The organism is Halalkalibacter hemicellulosilyticusJCM 9152, from assembly GCF_000513115.1.
Lineage (GTDB): Bacteria > Bacillota > Bacilli > Bacillales > Bacillaceae_D > Halalkalibacter > Halalkalibacter hemicellulosilyticus.
The window spans coordinates 1-14855 of the sequence record NZ_BAUU01000058.1; the positions used below are offsets into that span (position 1 = coordinate 1).

Below are 14855 nucleotides of genomic sequence, written 5' to 3' on the forward strand. Positions count from 1 at the left end.
GTTCGGGTTTTAACCTAAAACAAACGACAGCTGCATGCAAATACCTGGATCTTTTTGCACATAAAACCGAACATTATTCAACCAGGCATCGACCTAAAAACCACTTAAACCCGAACAATGCTTCTTTAGATTAAATCATTACATCAAACTATAGTTTTTATAAAGTCGTTTGTCTGTGCAACAATCATTGCAACAATTCAAAAATAATTACAAAAAACTTTATAAAAAACTATTTACAAATAAACTTAATTGTTATAATATAAAGACAAGCAAGAGAGATCACAACAAACGGAGGGTTTCAAAATGAAAAACAAATATGCTCGAACCGCAGTACGATCTTTGATTTATGTTATAGCGCTTGTATCAGTTGTTTGTCTATGTATCATTTCTTTTTCTTTGCTAGGTGCAGAAATGCCTGAAAGTGTTCGTAGCTTGGACAGCTTCACATTGATGATAGGACTTATCATAGGGTATGCGTTAAGTTATGTTGGCGAGATTTTAAAGCCTATGCTTGAAACCGAGTAATAAAGAGGGACAAGCTCCCTCTTTCAAAAAAATAAAATGGAGGTTTTACAAATGGGAGAGTTTGTATCATCATATTTCTTTAAAAATTACGGAGCGACAGAAGAAAAGTTCGTTAAGTTATCGGATGAACTATCTATTCACAAAGTCTTGACCGCATTAGACTATACAAAACGTAATAACATCATTGAAAAATTAGAATCCTACGCAAATGGTGGGACGGATGAATATAGCAACTTTGAATTAGTTTTAATGTTCTTACTCGAAAATGAAATAGAGAGTATCGTTGCTAAACTTGCTCGTACTGATGAATTAGAGGACGAGTGTGAAAGAATATATGTCAATCTATCAGAGTATATCGAGTTCGACTATCACAACTTTAAAAATTTGACGGTCTACGTCAAGAAAAAGATCAGTGAACCTATTATCGAAGATATAAAAGACATTTGCGAACGTTTAGACGTTGGATTCATTAATAAATCAGAGTGAATAAAAGCCGGATTCAATTCCGGCTCTCAAAACACAACAGGAGGTTACGACAATGGCAAATAAGATTTTTGGGTACGCAAGGGTGTCAACAGTCAATCAAAGCCTAGAAACGCAAATACAGGCGCTAGAGAGCTATGGCGTTGATCAAATATTCCAAGAGAAAGAAACAGGCGCTAGAGCCGATAGAGACGAGTTGCAACGTGTGCTTGATATGTTGAGAGAAGGAGATACGTTAGTTGTTTACAAACTGGATCGATTAGGGCGAACGTTTAAGAACCTTATAGCACTCGTTGAGGAACTGGAAGAAAAGGGCGTTAAACTCATATCGATCAAGGAAAACATTGATCCTTCTACACCTATCGGCAAAGCTATGATGAATATGATCTTCATTGTGGCTGAAATGGAAAGGGAAGTAATCAAAGAACGAACACAATCCGGAATTGAAACAGCTAGGAAAAGAGGAGTGAAAGGCGGTAGGAAGCCAGTCGATCAATCAAAAGTCAACAAAGCCTTAAAAATGTATGATGCTGAATCATTTTCGATAGCAGAAATCACAAAAGCGACAGGCGTTTCACAGGGCACACTTTACAACTATATACGCAAGCGCAAGAAAGAAAATACAAAAGGAGAGTGATCGTATCTATATCTTGATATTCGCTTTATTCTTGCTGACGATTTACTTCATGATCGTGTTTCCGTTATGGGCACACCACATTAAGAAAGGGGGAAACAAATGAAAAATGTTTACGTTGGATCAATGCTATTTTTGTTAGCTTTAGTAAAAAATAAATATTTTCAACTCATAGCAAGTGTTGCTTTCTATTTGCTTCTAGCTTATTGGCTTTTGCTTCACTTGATCTATCAAGAATATGAAAAAAACAACACGATAAGAGTTTTTGAAAATATGGACGTGCTATCGATGCAAGTTGGTGTTGTAACCGGAATTATCGCTTTCATTATTGTTTGGGGTATTACTAGATTATTTGGGATGTTACATGATCGTCAGTAGAAGAAAAATGCGTAACAATTCAAGGAGGAAAAAAGGTATGCCTAAAGATAAAAAAATAACCCAAATTAACGGTATTTTCAAAGTTGTAGATGAAAATACTCGTAAACCAAAATGGTCATTAGACGAAGATAAATTATCGAAAATCGTGAAAAATGAAGAATGTTTTTATGAAATAACAAAAGATTTTTATGATATGCATGATAGCGTTAGATTTAATGCTCAGATCGTTTTAATTGAAAAGGAAGATTTAAGCGGAAATGTTACTCAACATTATGTGATTAGTTTAGGTCATTTTATTTACGCTCACCATTTTAAATATTTTCCAACAAATCAATCATTTCATGAAACGATTATAAATCAAGAATTTTTTCAAGATGTAGTAGAACCATTTCAAAATAAATTAAATACCCAATCAGGTGACTTTTTCTTTAATAAGAGATAATGAACAATTCGTGAAAAGATCACCAGTAGAAGAAAAATCCGAATTAAGGAGGTTTTGGTTTTATGGAAAAAGATTATGGCATTTTCAAATATGTTGAAAGTAAAAGTGATTTACTTTCTTGTTTAAATGCAATTTCAAACGCATTAAGAGATTCACAAAAAGAAGATGGTGAATTTGCTAAAATTACTGCACGACAAATGGAAAGATATTTTAATGATTTACAGGAAATTTTAAAAGACAAAGATTTAGTGTAGAGTTCGTGTACACTAAGCGACAGGAGGTTGTTTAAATTGAGATGTAGCAAGTGTAGTTCTACGAATATCAAAGTTACTGAAGATGGCGGAGAGATCTATTGCGATTACATTTGTAATTCGTGTGATTATACAGGGACTATTTATTGGAGCAATGATAGTGACGAATATAGAAAAATATTATTTGATTAATAATACGACCAGACATTGTACTAAGAAGAAAGTAATACATTCTAGTGTGTTGAAATTCAACACACTGACTATATCAAGGGTTTCGTTATCTATGGTTCAAATAAATGAACCATAGTCTAACGGTCATATAGTGTTTTTAAAACTAAAAATTCTGCATACATTTCGATGTCTTTAGTTACTTTTTTTCTTTCGTTTTCAGGGAGTCTATTAATTACATTTAATGTTTTCTTTTCGTCAGGTACAGAAGATACAGCGAGAAGAAAGTCAGTAGATACATTAAAAAATTCAGACATGTTAACTATCATTTGCATATTAGGTTCTTTAATTCCATTCTCATAGTTAGCAATAGCGCTTTGAGAAATATTTAAAACCTCGGCAAGCTCTTTTTGATTCATATCTTTAGATTGCCTTAATGATTTCAGTCTTTCGCCGAATTTGCATTTTATATTCAAAGTTATATTACTTCCTTTTTTGAAAGCAATATAACAAAGTAATAGAGATATAACGACAATATATACCTTATTGGTATTTTTGTATTGAAATAATACCTTTAGGTAATATATCATAGTTCTAAAGATTATTTTTCATTGATCTATCAACTTTTTTCATTTTTAAAACATTCTCTAAAACGAGAATAAGCCATTTGATTAATAAGATACGAAGTTGATAAACTCATTCCATTCTTGAATAAACGAATGTCTATATCAATATTCTTCAATTCAAGAATTAAGAAGGTGATAGCGGTGCTTACATGGGTAATTTACGAAGTATTGACGGCAAGGGAGGCTGATGACGAATGGAACCTTTCGAAAGGTACAGTGACTAAATTTATAGAATTAGGCTATTTCAATGATGATGAAGCAAGAAAATCAAGAGGAACATGGATAGTGACAAGATCAGGTATGACAAGGGTTTTTGGTAGTAAGAGGAGAGAAAAAAGAAAAAAGTCACGTCCCTCAACGTGACTCATACGGATGGTTTCACACCCAAACAATATATTTTTTATTATATAGGTGTGATCCCCTCCGTTGCAATAAATTTATATTTACAAATATTCTTTTAAACGGAGGTTTTTTTCATGGCAATCGTAAGAACTAAAAAACAAGAGAATCCTTTTGTTCAGGTGGATAAATACTGTATAAATGACAGCTCTATATCATGGAAGGCTAAAGGTATTCTCATTTACATATTATCAAAAACTGATAACTGGCAAATCCGTTTCAATGACTTGGTGAAAAAAGGGAAAGAAGGAAGAGACGCTGTTCAAAGCGGAATGGAAGAATTGATGAAAGCCGGTTACGTTTACTATTATCAAGAAAGAGAAGGAAACGGAAAGTTCAAAGATTGGGTGTATGAAGTCTATGAACGACCAGAGTACAATCCTAATCTATTGAAAGGAAAGAATGTAATCAAATTAAGAGAAGATAAGAGAAAGAAAAAAGAAACCAAGAACCTTGATAATAAAGGAATTTCACCGAAACCGGAAAATCCGGATACGGACATTTCACCGAAATCGGATTTTCCGAAATCGGAAAAACCGAAATCGGAAAAACCGAAACCGGAAAATCCGGACTATAGTAATAATAATTCTAGTAATAATAATTCTAGTAATAATAATTCTAGTAATAATCATCATCAAGAGAAGCCTAAAAGTGAAAATCACGTTCAGGAGGAACAGCAACAAAACATTGAACTATTCAAACAAGAAAACCCGATGACTGATGATGAATTATTATTATTCAATCAAAAAATTAAATCTATGAAACGCACTCAAAAAGAGAGTGTTCACAATTATTGTTCTAAAACTCTAGCAACAGTCAGAGAACAACTAGCTTATAAAACTACTAATCCAAAAAAGAACACTAGAAAAGATATTATGCCTAAATGTATGACAGACGATCAAAACGAGAGTAAAGAACAAGTTCAAAAGAGCGTAGCGAAAGAAAAAGGGGGGCAGAGTGACAACGATAAAAAGAAAAGCTTTGAAGCGTTAATGGCTGAACGCAATAAGAGAAAACAACAGCAAACCAGTTGAATAGCTTGCTTCTGAAAGCTACTAGATTGCAATGAAAATAGCTTTTATGGGTACTAGTCTTACTCATTGCAAATGAAAGCAAACCTCAAACATAGCTGAAACGCTCATAATCGCCCTGTATGACATTTTTACATAACAGCAAGGTAAAACGTCATGAAACGATAAAAAACGTCACACAGGGCAAGTGTGAGAGTTTGAGATATATCTAAAATGAACAGAATAGGCTCGTATTCAACAAAAAGCATTTTATAGGGTAAAACTACTCAAACAGTCGAAATGTCCCTTGTAGGGCTTTCTGTGGCTTTTGAAAGGGGGTGTGTGAATTGTCCATTAGTAAGATTCGTTCTTTCTTGTATAAGACAGCGAAAATATTAGGAGATATTAACGCTGTCAGACGTGGGAGAGTAAAGCAACGCATTAAAAGGCGTATTTTCGGAAAGATTAGCGGTCGTATGATGGGGCGCATTCGATAGTTAGCGCCAAAATTTAAGCCGATCTAAAAAAGTTTTCTTTTCTTGGCTCGCTGCTATTAATTTTTTGGTTTCTTGTATCTCTCTCAGCGCTTTCATAAGGTTTTGATCTCGTTCGTTCATGCGTTCTTCTAGTTTTTGATCTCGTTGATCTAAGCGTTCTAGCAAAGCACGGTTAAAATGTTCTTGTTTTTCAAGTTGTTCAGACATTTTTTGAATGATCTCTTTTTGCTCATCATAGAACGGTTGTTTTTGCTCCTCTTGATGGAGAACGCTAGGCGCTTGCGATTTGGACGCTTGTTGCTGAAAGCCTGTATAAATAACCATTGAAGCGTTCTTCAGGGTGAAATGATGCTCTTTTATAAGCACATTGAATTGATGCAAATACTTCAAATCGGTTGATGTGAACAAGCGTTGATCTTTCGATGATCTCATAAATGAATAACCGGTCTGTTCGAGAGATAAGCACCATTTTCGCAAGGTGCTAGAACCTATACCGAGTTCATCGGCTATTTGTTTAGGAGTATAGACTTTTTCTTTTGTCATGATCTGTTCACCTTTCTTTACAGCGTTATTTTAATATTATCGTAACCTGTTCTATTTAAATAGGAAACATGTGATTTCAACACTTTTGTAGCATTGGAAAAATATAAAAAAATAATATTGCTTAAATGTTGAAAACTATGTATTATGAATGTGTGCAAAATCTACTATTTTTGTAGAATTTTTCTTAAAAAGCACTAAAAAAGTCGCATTCTCTTATGAATGTAGGAGCATTCACAAGAGGACATAAGGTATCGGACACCTTACATCAGGAGACTCTCCCAATTGCGACAAGTTCAATGATACCATAGTTTTATAAAGTGTATCTACCTTTTCCATTTTTGGAATTTTTTATCTTTGAACTTGTCATGATTGGGTTGCCTGATGGGTTTCAGATGCCAAAACTAGCACTTAGGAGGGTTTAGTTTTGGAGGGTTATCTTTCACAAGTGAGGGCGAACGGTCGGCAATACTGGTATTTGAAAAAGTACGAGGGAAAGCAAGAGTTCAAGCAAAACAAAGAAAGAACACTCTATAAGTTCGGTAATTCAGAAAATGCAATTGCTAAATTGCATTTGTGGAATCAAGATTTTACGTTTTTTCCTTCCGAACTGAAACAATTAGGGTATGGTCGCAAACATGTTAACGTGTGGATCGACACGCTAAAAAAGAAAATTTCATGAAGGTTCAGGAGGGTGAGGGATCACCTTCCTTTTTTGGTGGAATGTTGCAACAGATTAAAAATATATAAGTATTATATATTTAATTTCGGCGGTCGTTTTCATTCCTTTCATTTCCATACACAGGGCAAGGGCGCATATAATAGGGCGCTCTTTTTTGTGTTCTTTTCCGATTTGAAAATGAATGTTGAAATGTTTGAGAAGTCACACAAAATAATTTTGTGTGACTTAAAGCATAGACAAAAAGTCTTATGGCTCTTATCGTTATAGGCAAGGGTAACGCCTTACCATGATCCAATGTAAGGGAGTGATTCAGATGAATGAAGATCAGGGAAACGTGATTCAAGAAACCATTTTTACGGATTCTAACGGTAGTATTCATTTGATTCATGAAATTACATTAGGGGATGTTCTCATTTCGGTGTTGTTGGCTTCTATCCTTATTTTTCTTGTTTTAAGCCGATTGATAAGGAGGTAAACGAATGTACACAGTTGTTTCATTTGATCCAAAGGAAATTGCGCTCGTTTACGTCATTATTATGGGAGCTTGTTTACTAGCTTTACCTTTTTTTATGGCGATTCTCACAATGGTAAAGGGGCGTAAACAGACATGAAAACAGGTGGATTAGTAGCGAACACATTCAAGATTGTGTTCGGTAATGAAGACGTGATACTTTCACTGATTAGTTTTATTTTTATCATGTCTTTGCTTCTGGTCACAATTGAAATTTACAAAGAAGTTAGATCAAGAATGTAAGGAGGGCTTTAATTGCAAGATTTAAGCGGTGTATGGGACTGGTCGTTCTTTTGGAATGTTCTCGGTTTCATCTTACAATCTATTTCACCTTTTGTGATGTTATTTGTGGCGCTGATTTCTGCCGGACTCCTTATAGCGTTAATTGTTCAGGCGATTAGGAATCGACAATAATGCCTGAATATATAACGATTATTGACGTTCTTGACTTCGCCGAATTTTGGGAAACGCTCCGTTGGATATTATTTTTTATAAGTCCATTCATCATGCTAGGTGTTGCGTTATTCGCGGCGGTATATTTTATTAGTCTCATTGTGGATGCAGTAACAGGAAAGAAGAAAAATAAGGACGATGATGACTATGACGTGTACCGTTATTAAAAATCTAAAAATTCTTAATTATCAGAAAGGAAGGGATTCACATGGGTATTGATTTTTCAGGTGTTTCATTGCCATTTTCTCCGACAGACGTATTAATGGGGGCGGTTGAACTTTTATCTTCTCTAGGAGGATTCGCTTATCTTGGTTTAGCGTTCATCGTTGCGCCGTGGTTCATCTCTCTTATTCGCAATTTCATGAAGAAGCGAGAAGGACGAACAGCATAACAGAGGGGCGAGTTCAAAACTCGCCTTTTTTTAAAATAAAATGTGGTGGTGAATTAATTGATAAGTAAGGACAACAACAAAAGAAGAAAGAAAAAAATTATATGGTTTAGTTTCATTGCTTTTTTTCTTTCTTTTTTTCTAGCGAGTGAAACCTTTGCAAGAGGTTCGCTCTCTTATGACAGTTCGTCTGATCGGTACGAGGTGAGTTACAGCACATGGGGGATCGATCAACTAGTCGTCACTTATTACGGAGAGGGTGACTACACAGAGGAAAACCCTCATGTGTCATCGTGGACAACGTTGAACGGTACGCATTATATCAGTTGCAACGGAACCAATATTTTTGAGTTTTACAATAACGGTGAATTGGTCGATCAAAGTACATTCATGACAACGAGTGTTTCTAATAGTAGTTGTGGTGAATCTAACCAAAACAACGGGGATCATTGCTTTTGTGATTGTTTCTTTGAATCAGACGGATGGAATGAACAAATGTCGAAGCTCGATCAAATAAGGGATGCTATACCGCCACCGCCTGACTGGAATCAAGTCGCTAGAACGATGCGTGACACGATTGTTCCTAGAATGATCGATGATCTAGGGGACTTGTTAGGGACAGCACCACCGCCACCGTCACGGCCAAATGACATTCGATTGGATAACATTTCATCACCTTCTCAACCTCCTATTGATGATTATTCGGGGCAATTGGACAACCAAGAGCCGGAAATGAACAGCAATCAAGAACTAGAGGATTCGGGGTATTCGGCTGATGATGTGCGGAATCAAGCGCCTGAAATTGAATTTCAGGAAGATGAAACAGGAGGGTTTGACATTATTGATCCTATCGGATCGTTACCGGAAGTTCCTTCATACCCTACGCCGGACGATGAGCCGGGGGGATGGGATCATCAACCGGAATTTGAGGAAGTCGAACAGCCTGAACCGGAACAACCGGAATTGGAATTTGAGCCAATACCTGAACAGGAAGAATATGAACCTAGTCCTCCTATTCCTGACGGTGAAGGGGGAGGGTTTAACCCTATACCGGATCAGGGAGATACGCCTAGTGTTCCATTACCTGGTGGATCACCTCCGTCATTTGACGGAAATTACAAGAAACATCCTGATGATCCAGACGGTTCAGGATAGAAAGGGTTTGATTTAGTTGGATGCAGGTTTATTACAGATGGTTATGAGTGTTTTTATTGAAATTGTGCTTCCTTATTTGATTCCAATTGTCTTTCTATTTACGGTCTTTCTATTTACGGATGAAATAGCGGGGCTATTACGTCATATGATGAAAGTTGCAAAAAAGTAGATGAATAGCATCGAGTTTTTATTCTATTCAAGTCTATTCAATGGGATATTAGGAAATTCATTCGGTCGCTTGTTTTCGGTCATATGGGATGCAATTTCTTGGGTAGGTCAGCAAATAGGATCGTTCTTCATGTGGCTTGGTGGATTGATTTGGGATGCTGTCACATGGGTTGGAGAGTTGCTTTTCTCTTTGTTTACTGAATTATTTCAGTTGTTGATGGTGTTTTTTGAATTTATTTATGCCTTAGTGGATGCCTTGCTATATTTTTTGTGGCAAATAGGTTTAGTGGTTGCGAAAGTTTTCATCATCTTTTTTGAATTATTGATGTTGATATGGTCTTTTGCGGTTGGGTTTGGTCGCACTCTAGCAAGCCTAACCTATTCACCTAGTTCCGGTTCAGGGCATGCTTTTTCTGAAATGTTAGGGAATATTTTCACAGCGTTGCAACCACTTCAATTAAATGTTGTCGCAGTTATTTTAATGTTCGGGGTTTGGATTTTTACAGCTATGCAAGTTATACGGATTCTATCAGGGTTACGAGTGGGGGGCGAATAATGGTTGAACAAATAAGAGCATGGATCGATAGTATTTTCGCTCCTATTCATTCCCCACTCGACTTAGCGATCGATACGCTAAGGGACGTTCAAAACGTGACAGCGCAAGGGATTGATTTAGGTCAATATTTTTCATTTTTTCGTGACTTGCCTATGACGTGGCAAGGGGCGTTAGCTTCTCTTATGGCTTCAATGGTCATTATAGGAGGTTGCTTCATTTTCAGGTCAATCATGCGTGTATATTTTGCGAAAAAAGATGCTATTAAATGGTGGTAGAAAGGAGAGTTTATACATGATCGATGCGTTTATTTATTTTTTCTTTATAGGATCAGGAACAGCAACAGGGGTTAGTGTGGTAGGGTTGCTCGTCTACAAATATATCAAACGTCAAAATGAGAAAGCGCCAAAGAAAGCGCGAAAGAAAAAGGGTGGTTTAGTTGATATTTAACCGAAAAAAAGACGATTTTTTGGACGAAACACCGGACTTGTTAATTGTCTTTGATGATGAACAAAAAACAAGTGATGTACAGCGAGTCAGAAGCGTGGATGAAGAATCAGTTAAAACGTTGATGTATACCGTTCCTAAAGCAGATTGCGAGATCACAAACGGAGTAGAGGGACGAAACTTTTTTTATAGAGCGCCTACAAGGTCGATTGTTGAAACTGGACGATTAGCACACCTTGAAAAAAATCTAGTCTTAACACATATCACGACATACAAACCGCCGGAAGATCATTCAGCACCGGACTTAACAAAAATCATGATGATGATTGCTATTATCGTAGGTTTCCTTATGTTTGGGGTTTCTAGTTGTTCCGGATAAAAAAGCATGTTGCAGAGGGCGAAAATATAGCAATTAACTTTGAAAACGTGGGGGGTTGTCTACTAAATGCAAAATACAAACAGCGAAAAAGTGCAAAATATCCTATCAGATAACTTGTTCCCAGAAGTGCATCATATTTCTGATGTCAAACAAGTCTTAGAAGAAATGAAAAGCAACGGTCAAGAGTTGCAAGAATGGCAAGTAAGAGCCTTGATTCATTTAGAAGCTCTAGGCAATAACGAGTATCTACACCCTGACGGAAATCCATACGAAAAATTATATAAGTTCATCATGGAAAGTAAAGTCCATGTCGTTGATCCTAGTTACTACATTGACACGATTGAAGCGCTTATACCAAAGCCACCGAAGCCGATTGTCATGGCTGAAAAGGAGAAGAAATAATATGGCTCATCATATTTTTTTTCAAGGCTCACTAGGATCAGGCAAGACGGCGCTCATGTCGATCATGGCTCATAATATCAGAGCAAGAACGATCCAACAAAACGGAGACTTAGCGCTTTTTAGTAACTATGAATTGAAAGATTCTTTTGCAATGGATCACTACACGGACTGGTATGAGGTCGCAAAACGTCAAGGTTCTATATGTTGTTGGGATGAGGCTCACATGGCTTTTGATAATCGTAGGTGGTCACGTCATGGCTCGATCATTGCCACCGAAGTCATGATGTACACAAGGAAAATGCATAGTATTCAAATGTATGCTTCTCCATCGATCAACAACGTGGATAGCCGAATAAGAAAGATCATCGAGGTATTAATTCATTGCCGAAAGCTAGGAAAAAAAGGATTTCAATACACGTTCTATGACTATCAAACTGGGGAGTTTTTGAGAAGGCAGTTCATGCCAATGTGGAGAATGAAGCGATTCTTTTCCCTGAACCTGTATGACAGCTATCAAATGGTTAAGGGTTTCCCGCTTCCACAGAATGAAGATCAATCGGACGAGTTTTTTGACGAGCTTGAACGTATACACAATCAGGCTCGTAGGATTCGTGAAAGGATGACGATCAATTGATCTATGTAATGGTGTTTTTACTTGTCGTACTTATGGCGGTTTTGATCACACTCATAGACATAGCAAAAGACAAACTAGTTGAACGATACAGAGAAAAGAAACGAAATGAACGCTATCACTATCAGGAGGGGCTGAATGATTACAAAAAAAGAAAGTCACATGTCAGAATACAGCTTGATACCACCGAACTATCGAAAGAAGGGCGATCCTAGAGCGCTTTTATTCAAGAGAAAGAAGCTACCAAAAGTTTTATTTGCTCAATTAATGAATGAATTTTGGTTTTATAAAGCGCTCGAATCGCTTGAAGATATGGCAAATAAACAAGGGTTTATTCTTGTTCCGACTTCTATCTTGAATTGGCGTAGACGTGCGGTATTCACTGAAAAAAGAAAAGTGATTTTAAATGGCCGTGCTTACTTCTTTTTGAATGTCATTGACTTGAAGCCGAAAGAAAAAGAACGACTCATTGAATTTATCAATACAGAAGTCTTGAAAGGGGGTGAAGAATCATGGAGAGAATCGAAATCAAAGCAAGCGAGGGTTTAAAACTCTTATATCATTTCAGTGTTATGCGTAACGAGGTCAAGAAAGGCTTCAAAAGGACGTATGGGCGAAAGGAAGGAAAAGAGAAGCTAAAACTATATGACGATACATTTGAACGCATACAGAGCATATCAGGCGATTCTAACGAGATCGTGTGCGTGTCGCTAAGTGACAAACAGCACGACATGTTTTTTTCGTTCTTATGCTTTTATGTGCAATTGCTATCGGATGGAGTTGAAAAAGACAATCTATCAGAAGATCAGGAAAAAGAGCTTGTCTTTTTGAAATCCATGCTAACCAAACAAGTAGCATAGGGGGAATCGATACACATGAAAAGAAAAATAATAATGTTCCTTTTGCTCTTTTTACTTTTTGCATCTTATCAAGCTAGTGCAAGCATTGATAACCTTAAAGGGGCAGAACATGGAGATCACATCGAAGTTTTTGGGGTGAACTGGATTGTTTTAGATGAAGAGAATGGATTGTTGATTTATAACGAACCAAATCCTTCTATCAATCAAACACCGCCTTTTTGGAAAGTGAGAAATGTTCACCCTAGTCATGTAGCGACTTGGGAAGCTAGTGCTTTATATGCTGACTTGATTAATAATTTTGTTAGTCAAGCCTTAACATTTGATCATCATGATGATGTTACGATGGTCGAGTCAGTAAACTTAATGTCGAGGCAAGATGTGTTAAATTATTCATCAATGCATAATGGATCGGTTAATTTTTCCGCGCCTTTTATGCATACAAGGTTACGAACATTTTCAGCAGGTGATAATACTTGGGCTGTTCAAGTAGGGACAGCCGGAAACCTGTTTAACGATTTGCGGACAGGATCAACTTCCGGAATTCGACCTATTATAACTCTCGATCCTTCTTTGTTTAGCGAGTTGTCCGACGTCGAAAATCTAACAGCAACCCAAACAGATACAACCGTTCATTTAAGTTGGTCAAACCCTTCAAATAATGAATTTGAATCGATCAAGGTGTATCGAAATGACGTTGAAATAGCTACATTGACAGACCGAGAGGAAGAATACAACGTAACAGGATTATCACCTAACACAGAATATACTTTCAAGGTCACAACGATTAATAGCGAAGATCAAGAAAGTTTCGGTCGGACGGTTACTGTATTAACGGATTATGGACAGTTTGACGAGGTGACAATAAGAGGGGTTGAAACCTATTACAATCAAATCTTTTTGAATTGGGACAACCCAACAAGTGAAGATTTTGAACATGTGAAGATTTATGAGGATGAGGACTTGATTGACGAGGTAGAAGCTCCAGAAAGCTCCTACTGGTTCGAGAATTTAAAGCCTGATACAAGTTATCGTCTTGTTCTTACTTCTTACTACGATCCACCCGGCTATGAAACGGACGGGATAGAGGTCAATACTCGAACTGAAGCAATTCCACAAGTCAGTGCCATTCATCAAGACAATGATTATCATAGTGTTTCGGTTACGTTTAAAAATCCTTTTTTCGATGGTTTTCGGGACGTTGCCCTTTATCAAGATAATCAAAGGATAGCAGTCACAACTGAAGGTCACTTTCACATCGAGGGATTAGAACATAGCCAATCTTACGAGTTTGAAATCAGGACACGAACAACAGACGGTTATGAATCGGAAGCGCAAACTATAAGCGTACAACTTCAAGAACCGCCAAAACTCGAAGATATAACAAACGTAACAGTTAGCTCGACTCATGAACGAGTTGATCTTTCTTGGTCAAACCCTCAATATAATCCTTATTTTGATTATGTTCGCATTTATCGTAGAGACATAGAAGGAGAATCAGAAGGAAGCGCAGCAGTCCAAAAAATGAGCGAATTTTTATTCGGTTCTACTGTTTCCGCTAACGAAAACGAGTTCGATCCACTCTTTGAAACGAATGGAAACTATTTTAATGATTTAAGTGTCGAACATGATTCTGATTATGAATATCGTCTTGCTAGTGTGAACGATGAAGGGGAAGAAAGTGACGGTGTTTATGTGACAGCTTCCACCGATCATGAGCCTGAACCGTCTATGGGCGGTGTCGATAGTGAGGAACAGGACAACGGCGACTATCTTTATACGTGGACTAGTCCCACAACTGGAACGGTTAGAGTTATTGTTGGTGGGGATGAGTTTGCAACTGTTCCGGCTAGTGATGGCGAGATATTAATTCCATCAGATAGCATGTCTTATACTCTCTTGGGGAATCCTGATGTTCAGCTGATACCAATAACGGAAAACGGAACAGAAGGAAGCGCCGGAGGGGGTGGCGGTGGCTTAGGTGGTATTAATCTGCCTTTTACTCCTAATGATGTTTTGTTGTCCGCTGTTTCCCTTTTTACTGGTTTTAGTGGCTTTGTCATATTAGCATTAGTGTTCTTTTTTACTCCTACAATTATGTGGCTAATAAAGACAGCGATACACTCATACCAAGTAGGCAAAGTTCATCGTAGTTTTAGCGCCGGCGCTTATCAATTTTATGGGAACGTTAGATATAGATACTCAAAAAGATATAGAGACGGGTACTAATAAAGGGAAAAGGCGAGGGTGTAAAGCCTTCGCCTTTTTATAGTATT

27 protein-coding genes are annotated in these 14855 nt (G+C 37.1%); 25 read left to right on the forward strand and 2 right to left on the reverse strand.

All coding sequences use genetic code 11. From position 1 onward, the window contains the following. Positions 1–303: 303 nt before the first annotated feature. The 6 genes from JCM9152_RS20170 to JCM9152_RS20195 all read left to right on the forward strand — a co-directional run bounded on the left by JCM9152_RS20170 (position 304) and on the right by JCM9152_RS20195 (position 2716). Complete coding sequence (locus tag JCM9152_RS20170) at positions 304–525, forward strand: hypothetical protein (RefSeq protein WP_035347431.1); 222 nt, start codon at positions 304–306, stop codon at positions 523–525. A 51-nt stretch (positions 526–576) separates the two neighbouring features. Next, complete coding sequence (locus JCM9152_RS20175) at positions 577–1011, forward strand: hypothetical protein (RefSeq protein ID WP_035347433.1); 435 nt, start codon at positions 577–579, stop codon at positions 1009–1011. Positions 1012–1063: 52 nt separating this feature from the next. Continuing rightward, entirely contained in the window at positions 1064–1645 is a 582-nt protein-coding gene (locus tag JCM9152_RS20180; RefSeq protein ID WP_035347435.1) for a recombinase family protein, read from the forward strand. 99 nt (positions 1646–1744) lie between these two features. After that, entirely contained in the window at positions 1745–2020 is a 276-nt protein-coding gene (locus JCM9152_RS20185) for a hypothetical protein (protein ID WP_035347437.1), read from the forward strand. Between the two features lie 37 nt (positions 2021–2057). Continuing rightward, positions 2058–2462 carry a hypothetical protein gene (locus JCM9152_RS20190; protein ID WP_035347439.1) on the forward strand — a complete coding sequence of 135 codons (405 nt, stop codon included), beginning with the start codon at positions 2058–2060 and terminating at the stop codon, positions 2460–2462. A gap of 62 nt (positions 2463–2524) precedes the next feature. Then, on the forward strand, positions 2525–2716 hold the full coding sequence (locus tag JCM9152_RS20195; protein ID WP_035347441.1) for a hypothetical protein: 192 nt from the start codon (positions 2525–2527) through the stop codon (positions 2714–2716). Positions 2717–3021: 305 nt separating this feature from the next. Here JCM9152_RS20195 and JCM9152_RS23825 read toward each other — a convergent pair whose 3' ends face one another. After that, positions 3022–3471: a helix-turn-helix domain-containing protein gene (locus JCM9152_RS23825; protein WP_081728163.1), complete on the reverse strand. Its 450-nt coding sequence runs from the start codon at positions 3469–3471 to the stop codon at positions 3022–3024. 177 nt (positions 3472–3648) lie between these two features. Here JCM9152_RS23825 and JCM9152_RS20205 point away from each other — a divergent pair, with 177 nt between their 5' ends. The 3 genes from JCM9152_RS20205 to JCM9152_RS22865 all read left to right on the forward strand — a co-directional run bounded on the left by JCM9152_RS20205 (position 3649) and on the right by JCM9152_RS22865 (position 5413). Then, the gene (locus JCM9152_RS20205) at positions 3649–3870 is read left to right on the forward strand and encodes a helix-turn-helix domain-containing protein (RefSeq protein WP_052016242.1); all 222 of its coding nucleotides are present in this window, start codon (positions 3649–3651) and stop codon (positions 3868–3870) included. A 113-nt stretch (positions 3871–3983) separates the two neighbouring features. Next, on the forward strand, positions 3984–4940 hold the full coding sequence (locus JCM9152_RS21630) for a hypothetical protein (RefSeq protein WP_052016244.1): 957 nt from the start codon (positions 3984–3986) through the stop codon (positions 4938–4940). A 323-nt stretch (positions 4941–5263) separates the two neighbouring features. Further along, entirely contained in the window at positions 5264–5413 is a 150-nt protein-coding gene (locus tag JCM9152_RS22865) for a hypothetical protein (protein ID WP_162831730.1), read from the forward strand. Here the strand turns inward: JCM9152_RS22865 and JCM9152_RS20215 are convergent, their stop codons facing one another. Beyond that, on the reverse strand, positions 5414–5956 hold the full coding sequence (locus tag JCM9152_RS20215) for a DUF3967 domain-containing protein (protein WP_035347443.1): 543 nt from the start codon (positions 5954–5956) through the stop codon (positions 5414–5416). 424 nt (positions 5957–6380) lie between these two features. Between JCM9152_RS20215 and JCM9152_RS20220 the strand changes: the two genes are divergently transcribed. The 16 genes from JCM9152_RS20220 (at position 6381) to JCM9152_RS20280 (ending at position 14808) form a co-directional block, all read left to right on the forward strand. Further along, positions 6381–6635: a hypothetical protein gene (locus JCM9152_RS20220; protein ID WP_035347445.1), complete on the forward strand. Its 255-nt coding sequence runs from the start codon at positions 6381–6383 to the stop codon at positions 6633–6635. 313 nt (positions 6636–6948) lie between these two features. Continuing rightward, entirely contained in the window at positions 6949–7110 is a 162-nt protein-coding gene (locus tag JCM9152_RS22790; protein ID WP_156315017.1) for a hypothetical protein, read from the forward strand. Positions 7111–7114: 4 nt separating this feature from the next. Next, complete coding sequence (locus tag JCM9152_RS23830; RefSeq protein WP_268870766.1) at positions 7115–7246, forward strand: hypothetical protein; 132 nt, start codon at positions 7115–7117, stop codon at positions 7244–7246. A 155-nt stretch (positions 7247–7401) separates the two neighbouring features. Further along, positions 7402–7560: a hypothetical protein gene (locus tag JCM9152_RS20225; RefSeq protein ID WP_035347447.1), complete on the forward strand. Its 159-nt coding sequence runs from the start codon at positions 7402–7404 to the stop codon at positions 7558–7560. Then, a complete protein-coding gene (locus JCM9152_RS20230) occupies positions 7560–7766 on the forward strand; it encodes a hypothetical protein (RefSeq protein WP_052016246.1) in 207 nt (68 codons plus the stop codon). The genes JCM9152_RS20225 and JCM9152_RS20230 overlap by 1 nt, the downstream gene beginning before the upstream one ends. A gap of 41 nt (positions 7767–7807) precedes the next feature. Next, entirely contained in the window at positions 7808–7990 is a 183-nt protein-coding gene (locus tag JCM9152_RS20235; protein WP_052016248.1) for a hypothetical protein, read from the forward strand. Positions 7991–8047: 57 nt separating this feature from the next. Then, the gene (locus JCM9152_RS20240; protein WP_035347454.1) at positions 8048–9142 is read left to right on the forward strand and encodes a hypothetical protein; all 1095 of its coding nucleotides are present in this window, start codon (positions 8048–8050) and stop codon (positions 9140–9142) included. Positions 9143–9158: 16 nt separating this feature from the next. Next, positions 9159–9311, forward strand: a complete 153-nt coding sequence (locus JCM9152_RS22795; protein WP_156315018.1) for a hypothetical protein — start codon at positions 9159–9161, stop codon at positions 9309–9311. Further along, complete coding sequence (locus JCM9152_RS20245) at positions 9312–9866, forward strand: hypothetical protein (RefSeq protein ID WP_035347456.1); 555 nt, start codon at positions 9312–9314, stop codon at positions 9864–9866. Continuing rightward, positions 9866–10141, forward strand: a complete 276-nt coding sequence (locus JCM9152_RS20250) for a hypothetical protein (RefSeq protein WP_035347458.1) — start codon at positions 9866–9868, stop codon at positions 10139–10141. Before JCM9152_RS20245 ends, JCM9152_RS20250 begins: the two co-directional genes overlap by 1 nt. A gap of 16 nt (positions 10142–10157) precedes the next feature. Next, a complete protein-coding gene (locus JCM9152_RS22800; RefSeq protein WP_156315019.1) occupies positions 10158–10313 on the forward strand; it encodes a hypothetical protein in 156 nt (51 codons plus the stop codon). Continuing rightward, positions 10303–10689 (forward strand): hypothetical protein, encoded by a 387-nt coding sequence (locus JCM9152_RS20255; protein WP_235715784.1) that lies wholly within the window; start codon positions 10303–10305, stop codon positions 10687–10689. The genes JCM9152_RS22800 and JCM9152_RS20255 overlap by 11 nt, the downstream gene beginning before the upstream one ends. Positions 10690–10755: 66 nt before the next feature. Beyond that, a complete protein-coding gene (locus JCM9152_RS20260; RefSeq protein ID WP_035347461.1) occupies positions 10756–11091 on the forward strand; it encodes a hypothetical protein in 336 nt (111 codons plus the stop codon). A gap of 1 nt (position 11092) precedes the next feature. After that, a complete protein-coding gene (locus tag JCM9152_RS20265) occupies positions 11093–11725 on the forward strand; it encodes a zonular occludens toxin domain-containing protein (protein ID WP_035347463.1) in 633 nt (210 codons plus the stop codon). A 135-nt stretch (positions 11726–11860) separates the two neighbouring features. Next, positions 11861–12271 carry a hypothetical protein gene (locus JCM9152_RS20270; protein WP_052016251.1) on the forward strand — a complete coding sequence of 137 codons (411 nt, stop codon included), beginning with the start codon at positions 11861–11863 and terminating at the stop codon, positions 12269–12271. A 326-nt stretch (positions 12272–12597) separates the two neighbouring features. After that, positions 12598–14808 carry a fibronectin type III domain-containing protein gene (locus tag JCM9152_RS20280; RefSeq protein ID WP_035347466.1) on the forward strand — a complete coding sequence of 737 codons (2211 nt, stop codon included), beginning with the start codon at positions 12598–12600 and terminating at the stop codon, positions 14806–14808. Positions 14809–14855 lie beyond the last annotated feature (47 nt).

Coding starts and splice junctions, on each gene's coding strand:
- JCM9152_RS20170 (WP_035347431.1), top strand. CDS start 304: ATGAAAAACAAATATGCTCGAACCGCAGTACGATCTTTGATTTATGTT.
- JCM9152_RS20175 (WP_035347433.1), top strand. CDS start 577: ATGGGAGAGTTTGTATCATCATATTTCTTTAAAAATTACGGAGCGACA.
- JCM9152_RS20180 (WP_035347435.1), top strand. CDS start 1,064: ATGGCAAATAAGATTTTTGGGTACGCAAGGGTGTCAACAGTCAATCAA.
- JCM9152_RS20185 (WP_035347437.1), top strand. CDS start 1,745: ATGAAAAATGTTTACGTTGGATCAATGCTATTTTTGTTAGCTTTAGTA.
- JCM9152_RS20190 (WP_035347439.1), top strand. CDS start 2,058: ATGCCTAAAGATAAAAAAATAACCCAAATTAACGGTATTTTCAAAGTT.
- JCM9152_RS20195 (WP_035347441.1), top strand. CDS start 2,525: ATGGAAAAAGATTATGGCATTTTCAAATATGTTGAAAGTAAAAGTGAT.
- JCM9152_RS23825 (WP_081728163.1), bottom strand. CDS start 3,471: ATGATATATTACCTAAAGGTATTATTTCAATACAAAAATACCAATAAG.
- JCM9152_RS21630 (WP_052016244.1), top strand. CDS start 3,984: ATGGCAATCGTAAGAACTAAAAAACAAGAGAATCCTTTTGTTCAGGTG.
- JCM9152_RS20215 (WP_035347443.1), bottom strand. CDS start 5,956: ATGACAAAAGAAAAAGTCTATACTCCTAAACAAATAGCCGATGAACTC.
- JCM9152_RS22790 (WP_156315017.1), top strand. CDS start 6,949: ATGAATGAAGATCAGGGAAACGTGATTCAAGAAACCATTTTTACGGAT.
- JCM9152_RS23830 (WP_268870766.1), top strand. CDS start 7,115: ATGTACACAGTTGTTTCATTTGATCCAAAGGAAATTGCGCTCGTTTAC.
- JCM9152_RS20230 (WP_052016246.1), top strand. CDS start 7,560: ATGCCTGAATATATAACGATTATTGACGTTCTTGACTTCGCCGAATTT.
- JCM9152_RS20235 (WP_052016248.1), top strand. CDS start 7,808: ATGGGTATTGATTTTTCAGGTGTTTCATTGCCATTTTCTCCGACAGAC.
- JCM9152_RS20245 (WP_035347456.1), top strand. CDS start 9,312: ATGAATAGCATCGAGTTTTTATTCTATTCAAGTCTATTCAATGGGATA.
- JCM9152_RS20250 (WP_035347458.1), top strand. CDS start 9,866: ATGGTTGAACAAATAAGAGCATGGATCGATAGTATTTTCGCTCCTATT.
- JCM9152_RS22800 (WP_156315019.1), top strand. CDS start 10,158: ATGATCGATGCGTTTATTTATTTTTTCTTTATAGGATCAGGAACAGCA.
- JCM9152_RS20260 (WP_035347461.1), top strand. CDS start 10,756: ATGCAAAATACAAACAGCGAAAAAGTGCAAAATATCCTATCAGATAAC.
- JCM9152_RS20265 (WP_035347463.1), top strand. CDS start 11,093: ATGGCTCATCATATTTTTTTTCAAGGCTCACTAGGATCAGGCAAGACG.
- JCM9152_RS20270 (WP_052016251.1), top strand. CDS start 11,861: ATGATTACAAAAAAAGAAAGTCACATGTCAGAATACAGCTTGATACCA.
- JCM9152_RS20280 (WP_035347466.1), top strand. CDS start 12,598: ATGAAAAGAAAAATAATAATGTTCCTTTTGCTCTTTTTACTTTTTGCA.